This window comes from Sphingomonas sp. LaA6.9 (genome assembly GCF_022601895.1).
In the GTDB taxonomy this organism is placed as follows: Bacteria; Pseudomonadota; Alphaproteobacteria; order Sphingomonadales; family Sphingomonadaceae; genus Sphingobium_A.
On sequence record NZ_JAKVIO010000023.1, the window covers coordinates 1 to 14,658 of the forward strand.

A 14,658-nucleotide genomic window follows, 5' to 3' on the forward strand; every position below is an offset into this window, starting at 1 on the left:
GGAACTGACGCGATGAGATGGGCGGTCTGCCAGGGCCGCCTGTGGAGCAGGAGGAAGATTGATGGCACGTATTGCGGGTGTGAACATCCCGACCAACAAGCGCGTTCTGATCGCGCTGCAGTATATTCACGGAATCGGACCGGCCAAGGCCCAGCAGATCATCACGCAGCTCGGCATCACGCCTGAGCGTCGCGTGCAGGACCTGAGCGATCAGGAAGTGCTCCAGATCCGCGAGACGATCGACGCCAGCCACACCGTGGAAGGCGATCTTCGTCGCGAGACCGCGATGAACATCAAGCGCCTGATGGACCTGGCCTGCTATCGCGGCCTGCGTCATCGCAAGGGCCTGCCCGTCCGCGGCCAGCGCACGCACACCAACGCCCGTACCCGCAAGGGCAAGGCGAAGCCGATCGCCGGCAAGAAGAAGTAAGGGGCGCTAGATAATGGCACGTGAACCGCAGCGCCTTCGCCGGCGCGAACGCAAGAACATCACCGCAGGCGTCGCGCATGTGAACGCCAGCTTCAACAACACCATGATCACCATCACCGACGCGCAGGGCAATGCGATCAGCTGGTCCTCGGCGGGCATGATGGGCTTCAAGGGCAGCCGCAAGTCGACCCCTTACGCCGCGCAGGTCGCGGCCGAGGACGCGGGCAAGAAGGCCGCCGAGCACGGCGTCCGCACGCTCGAGGTCGAGGTCAAGGGCCCGGGTTCGGGCCGCGAATCGGCGCTTCGTGCGCTGCAGGCGGTCGGTTTCAACATCACGTCGATCCGCGACGTGACGCCGATCCCGCACAATGGCGTGCGCCCCTCCAAGCGTCGTCGCGTCTGATGTGATCCCCGACGGGCTGCCCTTTTGAGGGCGGCCCTTCGACCTATTGTTATCGGCCGGAGCCGCCTGGCTCCCGCCCAACGCCAAGGGGAAGCCCGTGTCTGTCAATGTCAAGAACTGGCAGGAATTGAAAAAGCCCAATGGCCTGGAGAAGAAAGCTGGCGGCGACGCCAAGCGCAAGGCGGCCTTCGTCGCCGAGCCGCTCGAGCGCGGTTTCGGCCTGACGCTCGGCAACGCGCTGCGCCGCGTTCTTCTCTCCTCGCTTCAGGGCGCTGCGGTCACCTCGATAAAGATCGAGAACGTGCTGCACGAGTTCTCGTCGCTCGCGGGTGTCCGCGAAGACGTGACCGATATCGTGCTCAACGTGAAGCAGATCGCGCTCAAGATGGAAGGCGAGGGCGCCAAGCGTCTGCAGCTTTCCGCGACCGGCCCTGCGGAAGTCACCGCGGGCATGATCTCGGTGTCGGGTGACATCGAAGTCCTCAACTCGGATCTCGTGATCTGCCACCTCGACGAGGGGGCCACGCTCAACATGGAACTGGTCGCGGATACCGGCAAGGGCTATGTCCCCGCCGCTGCGAACCGTCCGGCCGACGCGCCGATCGGGCTGATCCCGATCGACGCGCTCTACTCGCCGGTCCGCCAGGTTGCGTACAAGGTGGAGAACACCCGCGTCGGGCAGGAGCTCGACTATGACAAGCTGACGCTCACCATCGAGACCGATGGCACCGTCACGCCTGACGATGCGCTGGCCTATGCCGCGCGCATCCTGCAGGACCAGCTCCAGCTGTTCGTCCACTTCGACGACCAGATGGTGCAGGCCTCGGCGCCGATCGGCATGGCGGCCCCCGCGGCTGCCGAGAGCGAGAGCGACACCAACCAGCTCAACCGTTACCTGCTCAAGAAGGTCGACGAGCTCGAGCTGTCGGTGCGCAGCGCCAACTGCCTCAAGAACGACAACATCATCTATATCGGCGATCTGGTCCAGAAGACCGAGGCCGAGATGCTGCGCACGCCGAATTTCGGCCGCAAGTCGCTCAACGAGATCAAGGAAGTCCTCTCCAGCATGGGCCTGCGCCTCGGCATGGAGATCCCCGGCTGGCCGCCCGAGAATATCGAGGAAATGGCCAAGAAGCTGGAACAGGAAATCCTGGGCTAAGCACTTCGTTTCTCCCCGGCATGTCCGGGGAGAAATATTTGAAGGGGTCGCGGCGGTGCCCCGTTTTCACCGCCTGGTCCGGGGTACCAGTGGGACCCCATCAAAGTACTACTTTGATGGGACCCGCTATACGGCCCCCGAACGAACTGAAGGAAGAAGACAATGCGTCATCGCGTAGGCGGCCGCAAACTGCAGCGTACCGGTTCACACCGTACAGCCATGTTCCGCAACATGGCGGCAGCACTGATCAAGCACGAGCAGATCATGACCACGACGGCCAAGGCGAAGGAACTTCGCCCGTATGTCGAAAAGCTGATCACGCTCGCCAAGAAGGGCGGCCTTTCGAACCGTCGTCTCGCGCATGCGCGCCTGCTCGACGACGCGCAGCTCAAGAAGCTGTTCGACGTACTGGCCGAGCGCTACAAGGACCGCAACGGCGGCTATACCCGCATCATCAAGGCCGGCTTCCGCGCCTCGGACGCGGCGGCAGTCTCGTACATCGAGCTCGTGGACCGCGACGTCAGCGCCAAGGGCCAGGATTCGGGTCCGGTCGCCGGTGACGACGACATGGACGAAGCGGCCTGAGGCTCAGGTTCCGCCAGGAATACTTAGAAAGGCCTCGCGGAAACGCGAGGCCTTTTTTGTTGGCGGTCAAGCTGGCGGGGCGGGCATCGCATCCCTGTTCGCCGGCCGCATTTGCGTGTACGGTGTGGCATCGTCGCTTCCGTATCATTTAGCAGGCTCGCGACGACTGAGAGACACACGCTGCTCCCGCTTGCCGATGGGAGCAGACACATGCCGGTCAATCATAACATGCCGCCGCAGTGGCGCGGGGCGCTGAGTGCCGCGGCTTCAGCACCCGATGAACTCCGTGCGGATATCCTGTCCGCATATGTGCATGCCGGCGCGGCGAACTCCGATCCGGAAGCGGCGCCCCCGACAGCGATCCGGGCGAGCGGACTGACAAACGAACACCCCTGGCGGCTGGTATCCTGTTGGGTGCCGAGCAAGACGAACCCGGGCACGGACGCCTATTTCGAAATCTATCGGGCGCAAGAGGTCAGTTTGACGTCGACACTTCGGTCGGGGGGCGATTGGCGGTGGCGCCTTTGCACCGCGCCCGATCATATCCTCGCTTCGGGACGCGGCTATCGCACCGAAGGGGAATGCACCGCGGCGGTAGAGCAGCTCAAGCACTTCGCTACCGGCGCCGACATCCGCCCGAGTTCCGCCACGCACTGAACGGGGAGGGCCGACCGGCGCCGGCGAGAGCAGGAGAGTGCCCAGGCGACGACGCCGTCTCGGCGCGGTTCGTCACTGCGCCGCGCTACCCGGCGGGAATTTGGCGAACATCTTGTCGAGGCTCTTGTTCAGCACCTTGGTTGCCTTTTCCGGCGACGAGGGAAGCGTCTCCGAAGCGGTCCCGCGCCATATGGCCTGCTGTGTCTTGGCGTCGAACATGTCGACGACAAGCGTGCCCACGTCATAGGTGCGAACCGTGGTGGTCGCGGTTCCCATCCCTCCCCAGCCGCGCCATCTCCAGCCGCCCATTGCGCTGCCGCTATAGAATGTGTCGAGCGATTGCTTCTGGGACGACGAAACATGCGCGGCCAGCGCGACATCACCCTTGTCGGCCAGCGTCCACCCCTTGGCCTGCAGCCGCGCATTGATGCCATCGACGATGCGCTGCTGCATCAATGGCGAACCGCCCTCGGGCTTCATCTCCCAATGATAAGTCCTGTACGAACTGAATACCGCCGACGGATCTGCATCGGTCGTCACCTTCGCGCTCGCCACCGAGAGGGCGCAGCTGGCGACGAGCAGGGCAAGGACGAGCTTTCGCATGGTTGGTTCTCCCGTTCCGTTTCGGCCGCCCGCAATCGCGCTTGTCCGTTCTGGAGCATCGGGTGCGGGTGCAGATCAACGCCGAAGGTCGCGGCCAGTCATAGGCGCTGCGCGACGGGCGGGATATCGGGGCTTCCCCTTGAATCAAATCGGGGAAATCCCCGAGGTCGACGGTCGGCCGGCACATGCATTGCGCGCGCTGCGCGAGGTCTGGCCACTATGGGAGTGTGCTATCAAAGGCGCGCGATTATACCGAACTGCTCGACCCACGCGAAGAGGATCGCCCGATGAAACTCTATTACTGCCCCGGAGCCTGCAGCCTCGCCGGACATATCGCCCTGCACGAAGCCGGCATGCCCTTCGAGAGCGAAAGCGTTGATCTCAAGACGAAACAGACCGCGACTGGCACGGATTTCAACTCGGTGACGGTCAAGGGCTATGTCCCCGCGTTGCAGCTGGACGATGGTCAGCTCGTCACCGAGAACATCGCGGTGCTCGATTACCTTGCGTCGCTGTACCCGCAGTTCGCGTTCGATGGTCCGCTCGCGCGCACGCGTCTGCTCGAGCAGCTGGCCTATATCTCGACCGAGATCCACAAGAGCTTCAAGCCATTCTGGCACGATAGCCACGAAGATCAGAAGGCGACTGCCAGCGCGTACATCACCAGGCGGCTGCAATATCTCGCCGACACCATCAAGGGCGATTTTCTGCGCGGCGACCAGCCGGGCGTCACCGACTTTTACCTGTTCGTGACGCTGCTGTGGGCGAAGCGTTTCGGGGTGAGCGTCCCGGCCCCACTCGACGCCGTTTATGAGCGTCTGACGGCGAGACCGGCGGTACAGGCGACGCTCAAGGCGGAGGGTCTGGCCTAGCCGAACACGAGACGGCCCGCGATCGCACAGGCTTAGAATCGGGGAGAAACGCCATGAAGTCGGGCAGGCTTGAAGCGTTCACCGATGGCGTCCTTGCCATCATCATCTTTTGAAGCGGCGAAGATGTCGTTCGTCGAGTCGGATTTGCGATCGGTCGCGCGGGCGCTACGGTTCGCCGCAACACAATCTGCCCGTACGGAGACGAAGCCCGATGCGCCACGCGCTTGTTCTTTTGAGCCTTCCGCTTATCGCGATCCCCATGATGCTGAACGCACAAACCCCCGCCGATGACGCCGCCCCGATTGCGGGCAAGGCGCCCGCACCTGCCTTTAGCTATCCGGCGAGCGAGGCTTCCGGGCCGGTCGAGGAGCAATTCGGCATCAAGGTGGCGGACCCCTATCGCTGGCTCGAGAACGACGTGCGCGGCGACGCGAAGGTGAAGGCATGGGTCGATGCGCAGAATGCCGTGACGGATGCCTATCTCGACACGCTGCCCGGGCGCGACGTGCTCAAGGCGCGGATGGCCAAGCTGATGAACTTCGAACGCCTCGGTGTGCCGCGCAAGGCGGGGAACCGCTATTTCTACACGCGCAACGACGGCCTGCAGAACCAGTCGGTGCTCTATGCGCAAGACGGGCTGACCGGAGCGCGACGCGTGCTGATCGATCCGAACGGCTGGGCGAAGGACGGGGCGACCGCGCTCGCCGAATGGACACCCTCGGATGACGGCAGCAAGCTCGTATACGCCATCCAGGACGGGGGCAGCGACTGGCGCACGGTCAAGGTGCTCGATGCCGCGACGGGCAAGGTGCTCGACGATGAGGTGAAGTGGGTCAAATATTCGGGACTGAGCTGGGCCGGCGACGGCAGCGGCTTTTACTATTCGCGTTTCGCGGCGCCCGCGGACGGCCAGGCTTTCCAGTCGATCACGTCGAACCAGAAGGTCTATTTTCACCGCATCGGGACGCCGCAGGACGCCGATACGCAGGTCTACGAGACCCCCGACCGACCTGCGCTCGGCCATACCGCGCAGGTGACCGATGACGGGAAATTTCTGCTCATCATCTCTTCGGCTGGCACCGACGAACGCTATGAGCTCCACGTGCTCGACCTCGGCAAGCCAGGCGCGCTGCCCCGGACGCTCGTCAAGGGGCTTGAGAACAACTGGGAACTGGTCGGCAATATCGGCACACGCTTCTATTTTCTCACCAATAAGGGCGCGCCGCGGCAGCGGCTGGTGACCCTCGACGTCGCGAAACCCAAGGCAGCGCCCGTCGAGATCGTCCCCGAGCGCGCCGAGACGCTGGTCGGCGCGTCGATGGTGGGCGAGAAGATCGTGCTCGCCTATCTGGGCGACGCCAAGTCCGAGGCCGAGCTGGTGACATTGGACGGCAAGCCCGGTGGCGTCGTCACGTTGCCCGGCATTGGCACCGCGGCGGGCTTTGGCGGCAAGGCGGGCGACCCCGAGACCTTCTACACCTTCTCGAGCTTCGCAACCCCGCCCACGGTTTACCGCTTCAATACGACCACGGGTGAAGCGAGTGTATTTGCGCAGCCCAAGGTGGCGTTCGACCCCACGGCCTATGAGACGCTCCAGCAGTTTTATCCATCGAAGGACGGGACGAAGATCCCTGTCTTCATCGTCCGCAAGAAGGGGCCGCTGCCAGCGGGTGGGGCACCGACCCTGCTTTATGGCTATGGCGGCTTCAACATCTCGGTAACGCCGAGCTTTTCGGCGACGAGGCTCGCCTGGCTCGAGCAGGGCGGCGTGCTGGCGATCGCCAACCTGCGCGGCGGCGGCGAATATGGCAAGGCGTGGCACGACGCTGGCCGCCTCCAGAACAAGCAGAATGTGTTCGACGACTTCATCGGTGCGGGCGAATATCTGATCGCACAGGGGATCACTTCGAAGGACAAGCTGGCGATCGAGGGGCGCTCCAATGGCGGGCTGCTCGTGGGCGCCGTCGTTAACCAGCGCCCTGACCTGTTCGCAGCCGCGCTGCCCGCGGTGGGCGTGATGGACATGCTGCGCTACGACCGCTGGACTGCGGGACGTTACTGGGTCGATGACTATGGCCATCCGGACAAGGAGGCCGATTTCAAGGCGCTGCGCGCCTATTCGCCCTATCACAACGTCAAGGCGGGTGTCGATTATCCGGCGATCCTGGTGACGACCGCGGACACCGATGACCGCGTGGTGCCAGGGCACAGCTTCAAATATACAGCGGCACTCCAGGCAGCGGACATCGGATCCAGACCGCACATGATCCGGATCGAAACGCGCGCCGGCCATGGCTCCGGCAAGCCCACCGACAAGATCATCGAGGAATCCGCGGACATGTATGCCTTCACGGCGAAATGGACGGGGCTGAAGATCGGTACGGTCGCGAATTGATTGCGATTGCGATTACGGGCGCGGCGTCGAATTGACGACGTTCGCGCCCTAAGCGGCTATGCGAAATCAGGAATTTTTACGCATAGGGAACTGCTTCGACCATCGTCTGTTCTATGCTATGGGCCATAATGCCCTCCACGAAAGGGGAACAACGATGAAGAAGTTGGGAACCGTTGCCGCGACTATGGCGGCACTAATGATGGCTGCAACGCCCGCGATTGCAGCGGCACCGCAGTCGCCAGCATCCAAATTGTCGGTCGTCAATGCCGCCAAACGTACAGGTGCTCCCCTTGCCAGTGCCAACCGGGCAGAGGGCGAGAGCAGCTGGATCTGGATCGGTCTTGGCGCAGTTGCCGTGATCGTCGGCATCATCCTGATTGCCGATGACGATGATGAGCCTTCGAGCCCCTGAGCCACCGCGCATATACTGAGACTGTTGCCGCCGCATGAAGGCGGCAACAGATTCATCAGCCTCGAGACGCGCCAACCTTCCTTGACGGAAGGGTGGGCGCGTTTTTGCGTATTCATCATATCGCGAGGCCATGGGCATCGCAGCTTGCACTGCCGACAGTGTTGCGCGCGGAGCTCCGCGGTGTGTCGGCGCGATGAAGTGACGGGATATCGGGATCGACATGTCAGCTCGATGGTGCCGTTCATTGCCGCGAAAGCGCGCGCCCGATAGCGCTGATCTTCCATCGTCACGAAAGGTTTGCGCGTATGTCGGGTATCAGGGCTCTCAGCGGATCCGCGGTTCTGGTGGCGGCGCTGTTCTTGTCGACGGAGCCGGCGCTGGCTTTCGATCCGCCGCAGCGGCAAAACTATCAGAACAAGGGCCACCAGATCCAGTCTACTGACGATGACGAGGTCTCGTCGGGCGAAGAGGAAATTGCTGAGGAGGCGCCTTCCAGTGCGGAGGATGCGGCGGTTGACCTGTGCGCCCTCGCCGCCGAGCGCGAGGCGACGTTGGAGGGGCATCGCGGCCGCGTCAACGCGATCGGGCAGGTGCGCCAGACCGGCGGCGGCTGGGAGGTCGAGGGTGTCGTCGAGACCGGCCGCGGGCTCCTGGGCCTGTTCCGCGACGAGACGGTGTTCACGTGTTTCGCGCGTAATGGCCGTGTCGAAAGCATGCGCATCGAGGATGGATCTGAAGCGGGCTAAGAATGCTGCCGACGATCGGGAGCCTTGGTTCGGCCGGGCAGGGGATTGCTTGTCATTAATTGCTCGTGCGAGTCATTATCAGATATGCTTTAAGAATGACACAGGCGGCTCCCTCTCCCCGTCCTGTTCGAGTTTTCTCGATACCTTAGCCGCCGGCCATTTTGCTGCCCTTGCAAGGCCGGCGGCACTTCTCTCTCGCGACATTTGTTATAGCTGACCCCACCGGATGCGCTGCAAAACTGGACAGGCCTGCCCGCGCGCTTTAACCGGCGCGCATCTCCTCATTCCAGACATTCGGGCGACTCGATGACCGTACAGCCGCAGGACTCCATCCTTATCGTCGATTTCGGCAGCCAGGTGACGCAGTTGATCGCCCGGCGCGTGCGCGAGGCGGGGGTCTATAGCGAGATCGCGCCGTTCAATGCGGCCGCCGAGGCATTCGAACGGATGAAGCCGGCGGGCATCATCCTTTCGGGAGGGCCGGCGTCCGTGACCGATATAGAGAGCCCGCGCGCGCCGCAGCATTTCTTTGAGGCGGGCGTGCCGATCCTCGGTATCTGCTACGGCCAGCAGACGATGATGGAGCAGCTGGGTGGCAAGGTCGAAGCGCACGACCATGCCGAGTTCGGCCGCGCCTTTATCGACATTGCCGATCGTTCGTCGATCTTCGACGGGCTGTGGGCCGAGGGCGAGACGCACCAGGTCTGGATGAGCCATGGCGACCGCGTCACCCAGCCCGCGCCGGGTTTTCGCACGATTGCGCAGTCGGATGGTGCGCCCTTTGCGGCGACGGCTGACGAGGCGCGGCGCTTCTATGGCGTGCAGTTCCATCCCGAAGTTGTCCACACTCCCGATGGCGCGCGGCTGATCGCCAACTTCGCGCGCCATGTCTGCGGGCTCAAGGGCGACTGGACGATGGCAGAGTTCCGCGCGACCAAGATCGCGGAGATCCGCGCGCAGGTCGGCAAGGGCAAGGTGATCTGCGGTCTTTCAGGCGGCGTCGACAGCGCGGTCGCAGCGGTGCTGATCCATGAGGCGATCGGCGACCAGCTGACCTGCGTTTTCGTCGATCACGGGCTGATGCGCTCGGGCGAGGCCGATCAGGTGGTGAGCCTGTTCCGTGGACACTACAACATCCCGCTCGTCCATGTGAACGCCGAGACGCTGTTCCTGTCGGGACTCAAGGGCGAGACCGACCCCGAGAAGAAGCGCAAATTCATCGGCAAGACCTTCATCGACGTGTTCGAGGAGGAGGCACGCAAGATCGGTGGCGCCGAGTTCCTGGCGCAGGGCACGCTCTATCCCGATGTGATTGAATCGGTTTCGTTCACCGGTGGGCCCTCGGTAACAATCAAGAGCCACCACAATGTCGGCGGGCTGCCCGAGCGGATGAACATGAAGCTCGTCGAGCCGCTGCGCGAGCTGTTCAAGGATGAGGTCCGCGCGCTGGGCCGCGAACTCGGGCTGCCCGAGGTGTTCGTCGGCCGGCACCCGTTCCCGGGGCCGGGGCTCGCGATCCGCATTCCGGGTGAGGTCAGCAAGGACAAGTGCGACATATTGCGCAAGGCCGACGCGATCTACCTCGAGGAGATCCGCAACGCTGGGCTCTATGACGCGACCTGGCAGGCCTTCGCGGTGCTGCTGCCCGTCAAGACGGTGGGCGTGATGGGCGATGGACGCACTTATGACTCGGTCTGCGCGCTGCGCGCGGTCACCTCAACCGACGGCATGACAGCCGACGTCTATCCCTTCGATGCCAGCTTTCTGACGCGCGTCGCGACGCGGATCGTAAATGAGGTGAAGGGCATCAACCGCGTGGTCTACGACTATACCTCGAAGCCGCCGGGCACGATCGAATGGGAGTGAGGAAATCATCCTGTCCGGGGGACGGGAAGATTTCCTCACTCGAAAAGCGGCGTCCGGGGGGACGCCTTTTTTTGTCACTCAACAGAGCCGCCCGACTGCGCCTATTTGTGCGCGTGCGGATCGACCAGGGTGACAAGCGGCTGGCCGGGCTCGACGATATAGGTCGACAGCATCCGTCCGGTCTCGGGACCGATATCGCGCGCATTATGGGGCGTGCGCGGAGGGATGAGGAAGCCGTCGCCCGCGCGCAGGATGATGGTCGGGCGTCCTTGCACGTGCATTTCGACCTCGCCGGCGATGATGAAGCCGACTTCCTCGCCCGGATGAATATGCCATCCCGATTCGACGCCGGGCGGAATTTCGGTTTCGACCTGCACGATCTCGCGACCCGGGGTTGAGGAAGGAGCACGCTGGATCACACGACGTGTGAGCTTGCCCGCGAGCGCGTCAGGTGCCTGTGCGGGCGCGGCGGCAACCGGGCTGGCAGGCGCTTCGGCGATTGCACTCGTGGCGGGTAAGGCCATGGTCAGCGCAAACACCGTTGCGCGGCTGAAGTAAGGCCGTCTGGGGCGCAACCGCATGTGGATCTCCTTGAATGTGCTGCGTCTGGTCAAAGACACCGGGCCTGCCTAAGACCCGGTGTCTATGCGATAACGTTTATTCGGGAAGCGGTTCGCCGGTCTGTTCGCGGACGAGATATTCGGCATACCAGTCGGCCCAGTTCTCATCGTGCTTGCCGCCGTTGCGCTTTTCATGCTCGCCATGGGCGGCACCGGCGCGGCGCAGAGCGGCGGCGAGGTCTGCGGGCGAAGTGAAGCTCGCGCCGTTGGCATCGATGCGGCCGGGCAGGCGCGTGGTGATTTCCTGGAGGAGCCAGCCGTTACCGTCGGGGTCACTGAAGGAAGCATAGGAGCGATAAGTGCCGCGCTCCGGATCGACACCGGGGAAACGCCGGCGCCCGAACAGATAGGGCTCGTCTGTGCCCTCATGGGCATCGCCTTCGGCGTGGAAGGGCTCGCCGACCGCGATGCCGCGGCCGAGCAGTTCGTCGCGGGCGGCCTCGATATCGGAGACGATCAGATAGAGCCCCTGCGCGGAGCCGGGCGCGGCTGCCGTCACATTCTTGCCGAAGATCACCGAAGCGCCCGATCCGGGCGGGGTGAACTGGATCACGCGATAGTCATCGGGGCCCGCGAAATCGGCATCGAGGCGCCAGCCGAGCTTCTCATAGAACGCCTTTGCGCGATCGACATCCGACACGGGGATGACGACGATCTCGAGCTTGAAATCGACGGCGGGAGCTGTGCTTGCATTGGTCATGACATGTTCCTTGATAGGGTTGAGTTGCACCGGCGCCTGCAATGCGCGCCTCTTATGTTTTGTAATCGTACGCGATTTAATCGTATGCGATTTAAATAAGCGAGTCGCGCTCCCGTGTCAATATGTGTCCGATTTAATCGCTTGCGTGTTAAATAGGCGGCCGAATTGTGCCGTTGGTCGACAGCCTCTTTCCGTCTCTTGCGCGGGCCGATAGAGGGCGAGCCGTCCGGGGCAGCCTCCGTTTCTTACGCAACGCACGGTTGCGCCACATATCTGAAGAGGATCACGCATGACACGCAGGCTCATTTCCAGCGGTTCCCCGTTCGAGGCGACGATCGGCTATTCGCGTGCGGTCGTGCAGGGGGATTTCTGCTTCGTGTCGGGCTGCACGGGTTATGACCCGGACACGCGTATCATGCCCGACAGTGCAGCGGATCAGGCGCGCAACGCGTTTCGCGTGATCGAGAGAGCGCTGGCCGAGGCGGGCTTCGAAATGGCCGATATCGTGCGCGTGGTCTATTATGCCACCGACATGGCGTGGTGGAACGAGGCGATGCCCGTCTTCGCCGAAACCCTTGGCGATATCCGCCCCGCCGCAACCGGCCTCATCGTCGGGCTCGTCGCGCCCGAGATGAAGCTCGAGATCGAGGTGACCGCGATGCGGCGGGGCTGACGCTCAGGGCCCTCCCACCCAGCCGCTTCGCTTGAACACCGCCCAGATCGCCTGGGCGTGGCCATGGCCGAGGCCGAAATCCGCCTTGAGCCAGTTGACGATCTGCGTGGCCTTGATGTGCGGGCCCGTCAGGCCCTTTTCGGCCGCAATCGCGTGGAAATCCTCGGGCATCTTGCCCGTTTTGGCGTGAATGTTGCTAATATAGGCTTCAAAGGACATGGGTTCCTCCGGGCGCGCGCGTCAGCGCCGCAGGGGGCGTCGGGGCATCAGCCGGCGAGGAGAGATGCAGCGCAATCGCCCCGAGCCAGATCCAGCCCAGCGCGGCCGCAATGAAAAAGGCGATGCCGGGTGGAATGACGCCAGCCATGCCAATGATGATGAGCACGGGCATGACGATGCCCGCAGTCAGCGAGAAGGCAGACCAGCCATCGGCCAATCGCGGCGCAAGGACAAAGCACGCCGCAATCAGCGAACCGAATGCCAGCATGAAGGCGATCGAGTGGATGATCGCCGTGGGCGTCATCACGGGCATCTGGTCGTCGGGCGTGCCCGGGGGGAAACCCATTCCCGGCGGTGCGGGGAAGATCCCGGCAAGGATCAGTCCCAGCCCGTACAGGCCGATCAGGATCGGTACCCAACGGCTACCCGGCAAGGCGCGACGCAAGCCCATCGCGCACGCCAGAACGAGAAGCCCGGACAGGATGAAGGTCGCCACCATCAGCCAGCCACGCTCGCCCAGGCTGAGCACGCTGATCGCGTGGCGCATGATGTCGAATCCGGGACGTGCAAAGATCTCCACGGTCGAGACACCGAGAAAGACCACGCCGGCCACAATCCCCGCCCGGAGCAACCGGGCGTCATTGCTGCTGTACGATTCGGTCATATCGAGAACTCCCGTTCACAGGCGCCGGATCAGCGCGCGAGGCTGCCCGCCTTGATATATTCGACCATCTGGGTGACGACCGTGCCCCAGCCATCGTGGAAGCCCATGTCCTCATGGTTCTTGCGCGTCTCCTCGTTGCCGTGGATCGCGATCGCGGTGTAGCGCGTGCCCGTTTCGGTCGGCGCGAGCAGCAGCGCGGCGGTGAAGAACGGCTTGGGGGCGGGGCGGTAGCCGGGGAGCAAGGTGTCGGTCCAGATCAGCCGCTCATGGGGCACGACCTCGAGATAGCAGCCGGCATTGGGAAATTCCTGACCCTCGGGCGAACGCATCGTCGTGCTCATGATGCCGCCGGGGCGCAGATCGATCTCGCAGGACGTGATCGTCCAGGGCTTGGGGACGAACCATTGGCGCAGATGCTCGGGCGTGGTCCAGGCCTTCCAGACGAGCTCGACGGGCACGTCGAGTTCGCGTTCCAGCACGAGGTCGAGCTTGGGGTCGGGCTTTCCGAGGGGGAACGTCATTTAGGGATTCTCCTCTTCCTTCATTTTCAGCAAATGGCTGTCGAGCCGGTCGAGCCGGCGTTCCCAGAGCGTGCGCTGGCGGCCGAGCCAGTCCTCGGCGAGCTTCAGGCAATCGGGCTCGAGCCGGTAGGTGCGGACGCGGCCGATCTTGCGCGAGGCAACGAGACCGCAGCTTTCAAGAACCTTCAGATGCTCGACGAACGAGGGCAGCGCCATCTTGTACGGCGCAGCAAGCTCGCTGACCGACGCCTGCTTCGCGCTCAGCCGTTCGAGCACGTCGCGCCGCGTGGGATCGGCGAGCGCGCGAAAGACGCCGTCGATCATCGGCGGGGGTGATGGGGGTGCAGGAATCGAAGCGTGCGGGAACATGTGACGCGATCTAGCTCCATCCAATACTTAGGTCAATACCTAAGTATTGGATGGAGCCTCTTCGTTGTCACAGTCCCTGACGGCACCCGCAGGTCACCGCTGGTCTCGCATCGCGGGCGCGGCTAGGAAGGGGGCATGAAGGTCCGTTATCGCGTCATCCATCAACGGAAATCGGCGATCGCCGCACTGCTCAGCGGGCGCGGCTATACCGACTGGTACATCGCGCAGCGCAAGCGCCTGTTCGGCTGGGCTCCGCTCGGCACCTATCCAACGCTGGAAGAGGCGGAGGCGGCGTGCGACCAGCATGCGGGCGGCAAGCTGCTTCCTGGCGGCGGGCATATTGTCGCCGAGTTCGTGCGGCTCGACGAGGATTGACCCCGCGACGGGCGCGCGCCACACACCGCGCATGAGCATCACCATGTACGGCATCAAGAATTGCGACACGATCAAGAAGGCGCGGACCTGGCTGGAAGATCGCGGAATTGGCTATGACTTCCACGACTATAAGGCCGTGGGGGCGGACGAGGTGCAACTGCGTCGCTGGGTGGACGAGCACGGGTGGGAGACAATCCTCAACCGCGCGGGCACGACCTTCCGCAAGCTGCCCGATGCCGATCGCGAGGGGCTGGACGCGGACAAGGCTATCGCGCTGATGCTGGCGCAACCCTCGATGATCAAGCGCCCCGTCCTAGACCTGGGGGCGCGCCGGCTGGTGGGCTTCAAGCCCGATCAGTATGAGGCAGCGTTCGCCTCCACCGGATAAG

General features: G+C 63.6%; 20 protein-coding genes. 13 read left to right on the forward strand and 7 right to left on the reverse strand.

Annotated features, from left to right (window positions below; genetic code table 11):
- Window positions 1–61 precede the first annotated feature (61 nt).
- The 5 genes from rpsM (at window position 62) to MKI88_RS12485 (ending at window position 3,234) form a co-directional block, all read left to right on the forward strand.
- Window positions 62–430 (forward strand): 30S ribosomal protein S13, encoded by a 369-nt coding sequence (rpsM, locus tag MKI88_RS12465; protein WP_241631713.1) that lies wholly within the window; start codon window positions 62–64, stop codon window positions 428–430.
- A gap of 13 nt (window positions 431–443) precedes the next feature.
- Window positions 444–833, forward strand: coding sequence for a 30S ribosomal protein S11 (gene rpsK / locus MKI88_RS12470; RefSeq protein ID WP_119765343.1), 390 nt, complete (start codon window positions 444–446; stop codon window positions 831–833).
- A 97-nt stretch (window positions 834–930) separates the two neighbouring features.
- Window positions 931–1,992 (forward strand): DNA-directed RNA polymerase subunit alpha, encoded by a 1,062-nt coding sequence (locus tag MKI88_RS12475; RefSeq protein WP_241631714.1) that lies wholly within the window; start codon window positions 931–933, stop codon window positions 1,990–1,992.
- 162 nt (window positions 1,993–2,154) lie between these two features.
- Entirely contained in the window at window positions 2,155–2,577 is a 423-nt protein-coding gene (rplQ, locus tag MKI88_RS12480) for a 50S ribosomal protein L17 (RefSeq protein WP_241631715.1), read from the forward strand.
- A 210-nt stretch (window positions 2,578–2,787) separates the two neighbouring features.
- Entirely contained in the window at window positions 2,788–3,234 is a 447-nt protein-coding gene (locus tag MKI88_RS12485) for a DUF1508 domain-containing protein (protein ID WP_241631716.1), read from the forward strand.
- A gap of 72 nt (window positions 3,235–3,306) precedes the next feature.
- On the opposite strand, the gene MKI88_RS12490 is transcribed toward MKI88_RS12485, so the two are convergent.
- Entirely contained in the window at window positions 3,307–3,837 is a 531-nt protein-coding gene (locus MKI88_RS12490; RefSeq protein WP_241631717.1) for a DUF4136 domain-containing protein, read from the reverse strand.
- A gap of 287 nt (window positions 3,838–4,124) precedes the next feature.
- Here MKI88_RS12490 and MKI88_RS12495 point away from each other — a divergent pair, with 287 nt between their 5' ends.
- The 5 genes from MKI88_RS12495 to guaA all read left to right on the forward strand — a co-directional run bounded on the left by MKI88_RS12495 (window position 4,125) and on the right by guaA (window position 10,128).
- Entirely contained in the window at window positions 4,125–4,709 is a 585-nt protein-coding gene (locus MKI88_RS12495; protein ID WP_241631718.1) for a glutathione S-transferase N-terminal domain-containing protein, read from the forward strand.
- Between the two features lie 211 nt (window positions 4,710–4,920).
- The gene (locus MKI88_RS12500; protein ID WP_241631719.1) at window positions 4,921–7,104 is read left to right on the forward strand and encodes a prolyl oligopeptidase family protein; all 2,184 of its coding nucleotides are present in this window, start codon (window positions 4,921–4,923) and stop codon (window positions 7,102–7,104) included.
- Between the two features lie 154 nt (window positions 7,105–7,258).
- Complete coding sequence (locus MKI88_RS12505; protein WP_241631720.1) at window positions 7,259–7,516, forward strand: hypothetical protein; 258 nt, start codon at window positions 7,259–7,261, stop codon at window positions 7,514–7,516.
- A 344-nt stretch (window positions 7,517–7,860) separates the two neighbouring features.
- Window positions 7,861–8,262 (forward strand): hypothetical protein, encoded by a 402-nt coding sequence (locus MKI88_RS12510; RefSeq protein WP_241631721.1) that lies wholly within the window; start codon window positions 7,861–7,863, stop codon window positions 8,260–8,262.
- Between the two features lie 306 nt (window positions 8,263–8,568).
- Window positions 8,569–10,128 carry a glutamine-hydrolyzing GMP synthase gene (guaA, locus tag MKI88_RS12515; RefSeq protein ID WP_241631722.1) on the forward strand — a complete coding sequence of 520 codons (1,560 nt, stop codon included), beginning with the start codon at window positions 8,569–8,571 and terminating at the stop codon, window positions 10,126–10,128.
- 101 nt (window positions 10,129–10,229) lie between these two features.
- On the opposite strand, the gene MKI88_RS12520 is transcribed toward guaA, so the two are convergent.
- Both MKI88_RS12520 and MKI88_RS12525 read right to left on the reverse strand, forming a co-directional pair.
- Entirely contained in the window at window positions 10,230–10,709 is a 480-nt protein-coding gene (locus tag MKI88_RS12520) for a cupin domain-containing protein (protein ID WP_241631723.1), read from the reverse strand.
- A gap of 76 nt (window positions 10,710–10,785) precedes the next feature.
- Window positions 10,786–11,448, reverse strand: coding sequence for a VOC family protein (locus MKI88_RS12525; protein WP_241631724.1), 663 nt, complete (start codon window positions 11,446–11,448; stop codon window positions 10,786–10,788).
- Between the two features lie 289 nt (window positions 11,449–11,737).
- Here MKI88_RS12525 and MKI88_RS12530 point away from each other — a divergent pair, with 289 nt between their 5' ends.
- A complete protein-coding gene (locus tag MKI88_RS12530) occupies window positions 11,738–12,121 on the forward strand; it encodes a RidA family protein (RefSeq protein WP_241631725.1) in 384 nt (127 codons plus the stop codon).
- Window positions 12,122–12,124: 3 nt separating this feature from the next.
- Here the strand turns inward: MKI88_RS12530 and MKI88_RS12535 are convergent, their stop codons facing one another.
- From MKI88_RS12535 to MKI88_RS12550, 4 genes are read right to left on the reverse strand one after another with little or no spacing between them, the layout of a single operon-like run.
- On the reverse strand, window positions 12,125–12,340 hold the full coding sequence (locus tag MKI88_RS12535) for a DUF4287 domain-containing protein (RefSeq protein WP_241631726.1): 216 nt from the start codon (window positions 12,338–12,340) through the stop codon (window positions 12,125–12,127).
- Window positions 12,330–13,004, reverse strand: coding sequence for a DUF998 domain-containing protein (locus tag MKI88_RS12540; protein WP_241631727.1), 675 nt, complete (start codon window positions 13,002–13,004; stop codon window positions 12,330–12,332). Before MKI88_RS12540 ends, MKI88_RS12535 begins: the two co-directional genes overlap by 11 nt.
- A gap of 29 nt (window positions 13,005–13,033) precedes the next feature.
- The gene (locus tag MKI88_RS12545) at window positions 13,034–13,525 is read right to left on the reverse strand and encodes an SRPBCC family protein (protein ID WP_241631728.1); all 492 of its coding nucleotides are present in this window, start codon (window positions 13,523–13,525) and stop codon (window positions 13,034–13,036) included.
- Complete coding sequence (locus MKI88_RS12550; protein ID WP_241631729.1) at window positions 13,526–13,849, reverse strand: metalloregulator ArsR/SmtB family transcription factor; 324 nt, start codon at window positions 13,847–13,849, stop codon at window positions 13,526–13,528.
- Between the two features lie 180 nt (window positions 13,850–14,029).
- Here MKI88_RS12550 and MKI88_RS12555 point away from each other — a divergent pair, with 180 nt between their 5' ends.
- Complete coding sequence (locus tag MKI88_RS12555; RefSeq protein WP_241631730.1) at window positions 14,030–14,269, forward strand: hypothetical protein; 240 nt, start codon at window positions 14,030–14,032, stop codon at window positions 14,267–14,269.
- A gap of 31 nt (window positions 14,270–14,300) precedes the next feature.
- Complete coding sequence (locus tag MKI88_RS12560; protein ID WP_241631731.1) at window positions 14,301–14,657, forward strand: ArsC family reductase; 357 nt, start codon at window positions 14,301–14,303, stop codon at window positions 14,655–14,657.
- The last annotated feature ends 1 nt before the right edge of the window (window position 14,658 follow it).

What these genes read in the sequence shown, in the direction of transcription:
- rpsM (WP_241631713.1), top strand. Translation starts at nt 62, where the DNA reads ATGGCACGTATTGCGGGTGTGAACATCCCGACCAACAAGCGCGTTCTG.
- rpsK (WP_119765343.1), top strand. Translation starts at nt 444, where the DNA reads ATGGCACGTGAACCGCAGCGCCTTCGCCGGCGCGAACGCAAGAACATC.
- rplQ (WP_241631715.1), top strand. Translation starts at nt 2,155, where the DNA reads ATGCGTCATCGCGTAGGCGGCCGCAAACTGCAGCGTACCGGTTCACAC.
- MKI88_RS12485 (WP_241631716.1), top strand. Translation starts at nt 2,788, where the DNA reads ATGCCGGTCAATCATAACATGCCGCCGCAGTGGCGCGGGGCGCTGAGT.
- MKI88_RS12490 (WP_241631717.1), bottom strand. Translation starts at nt 3,837, where the DNA reads ATGCGAAAGCTCGTCCTTGCCCTGCTCGTCGCCAGCTGCGCCCTCTCG.
- MKI88_RS12495 (WP_241631718.1), top strand. Translation starts at nt 4,125, where the DNA reads ATGAAACTCTATTACTGCCCCGGAGCCTGCAGCCTCGCCGGACATATC.
- MKI88_RS12500 (WP_241631719.1), top strand. Translation starts at nt 4,921, where the DNA reads ATGCGCCACGCGCTTGTTCTTTTGAGCCTTCCGCTTATCGCGATCCCC.
- MKI88_RS12505 (WP_241631720.1), top strand. Translation starts at nt 7,259, where the DNA reads ATGAAGAAGTTGGGAACCGTTGCCGCGACTATGGCGGCACTAATGATG.
- guaA (WP_241631722.1), top strand. Translation starts at nt 8,569, where the DNA reads ATGACCGTACAGCCGCAGGACTCCATCCTTATCGTCGATTTCGGCAGC.
- MKI88_RS12520 (WP_241631723.1), bottom strand. Translation starts at nt 10,709, where the DNA reads ATGCGGTTGCGCCCCAGACGGCCTTACTTCAGCCGCGCAACGGTGTTT.
- MKI88_RS12525 (WP_241631724.1), bottom strand. Translation starts at nt 11,448, where the DNA reads ATGACCAATGCAAGCACAGCTCCCGCCGTCGATTTCAAGCTCGAGATC.
- MKI88_RS12530 (WP_241631725.1), top strand. Translation starts at nt 11,738, where the DNA reads ATGACACGCAGGCTCATTTCCAGCGGTTCCCCGTTCGAGGCGACGATC.
- MKI88_RS12535 (WP_241631726.1), bottom strand. Translation starts at nt 12,340, where the DNA reads ATGTCCTTTGAAGCCTATATTAGCAACATTCACGCCAAAACGGGCAAG.
- MKI88_RS12540 (WP_241631727.1), bottom strand. Translation starts at nt 13,004, where the DNA reads ATGACCGAATCGTACAGCAGCAATGACGCCCGGTTGCTCCGGGCGGGG.
- MKI88_RS12545 (WP_241631728.1), bottom strand. Translation starts at nt 13,525, where the DNA reads ATGACGTTCCCCCTCGGAAAGCCCGACCCCAAGCTCGACCTCGTGCTG.
- MKI88_RS12550 (WP_241631729.1), bottom strand. Translation starts at nt 13,849, where the DNA reads ATGATCGACGGCGTCTTTCGCGCGCTCGCCGATCCCACGCGGCGCGAC.
- MKI88_RS12555 (WP_241631730.1), top strand. Translation starts at nt 14,030, where the DNA reads ATGAAGGTCCGTTATCGCGTCATCCATCAACGGAAATCGGCGATCGCC.
- MKI88_RS12560 (WP_241631731.1), top strand. Translation starts at nt 14,301, where the DNA reads ATGAGCATCACCATGTACGGCATCAAGAATTGCGACACGATCAAGAAG.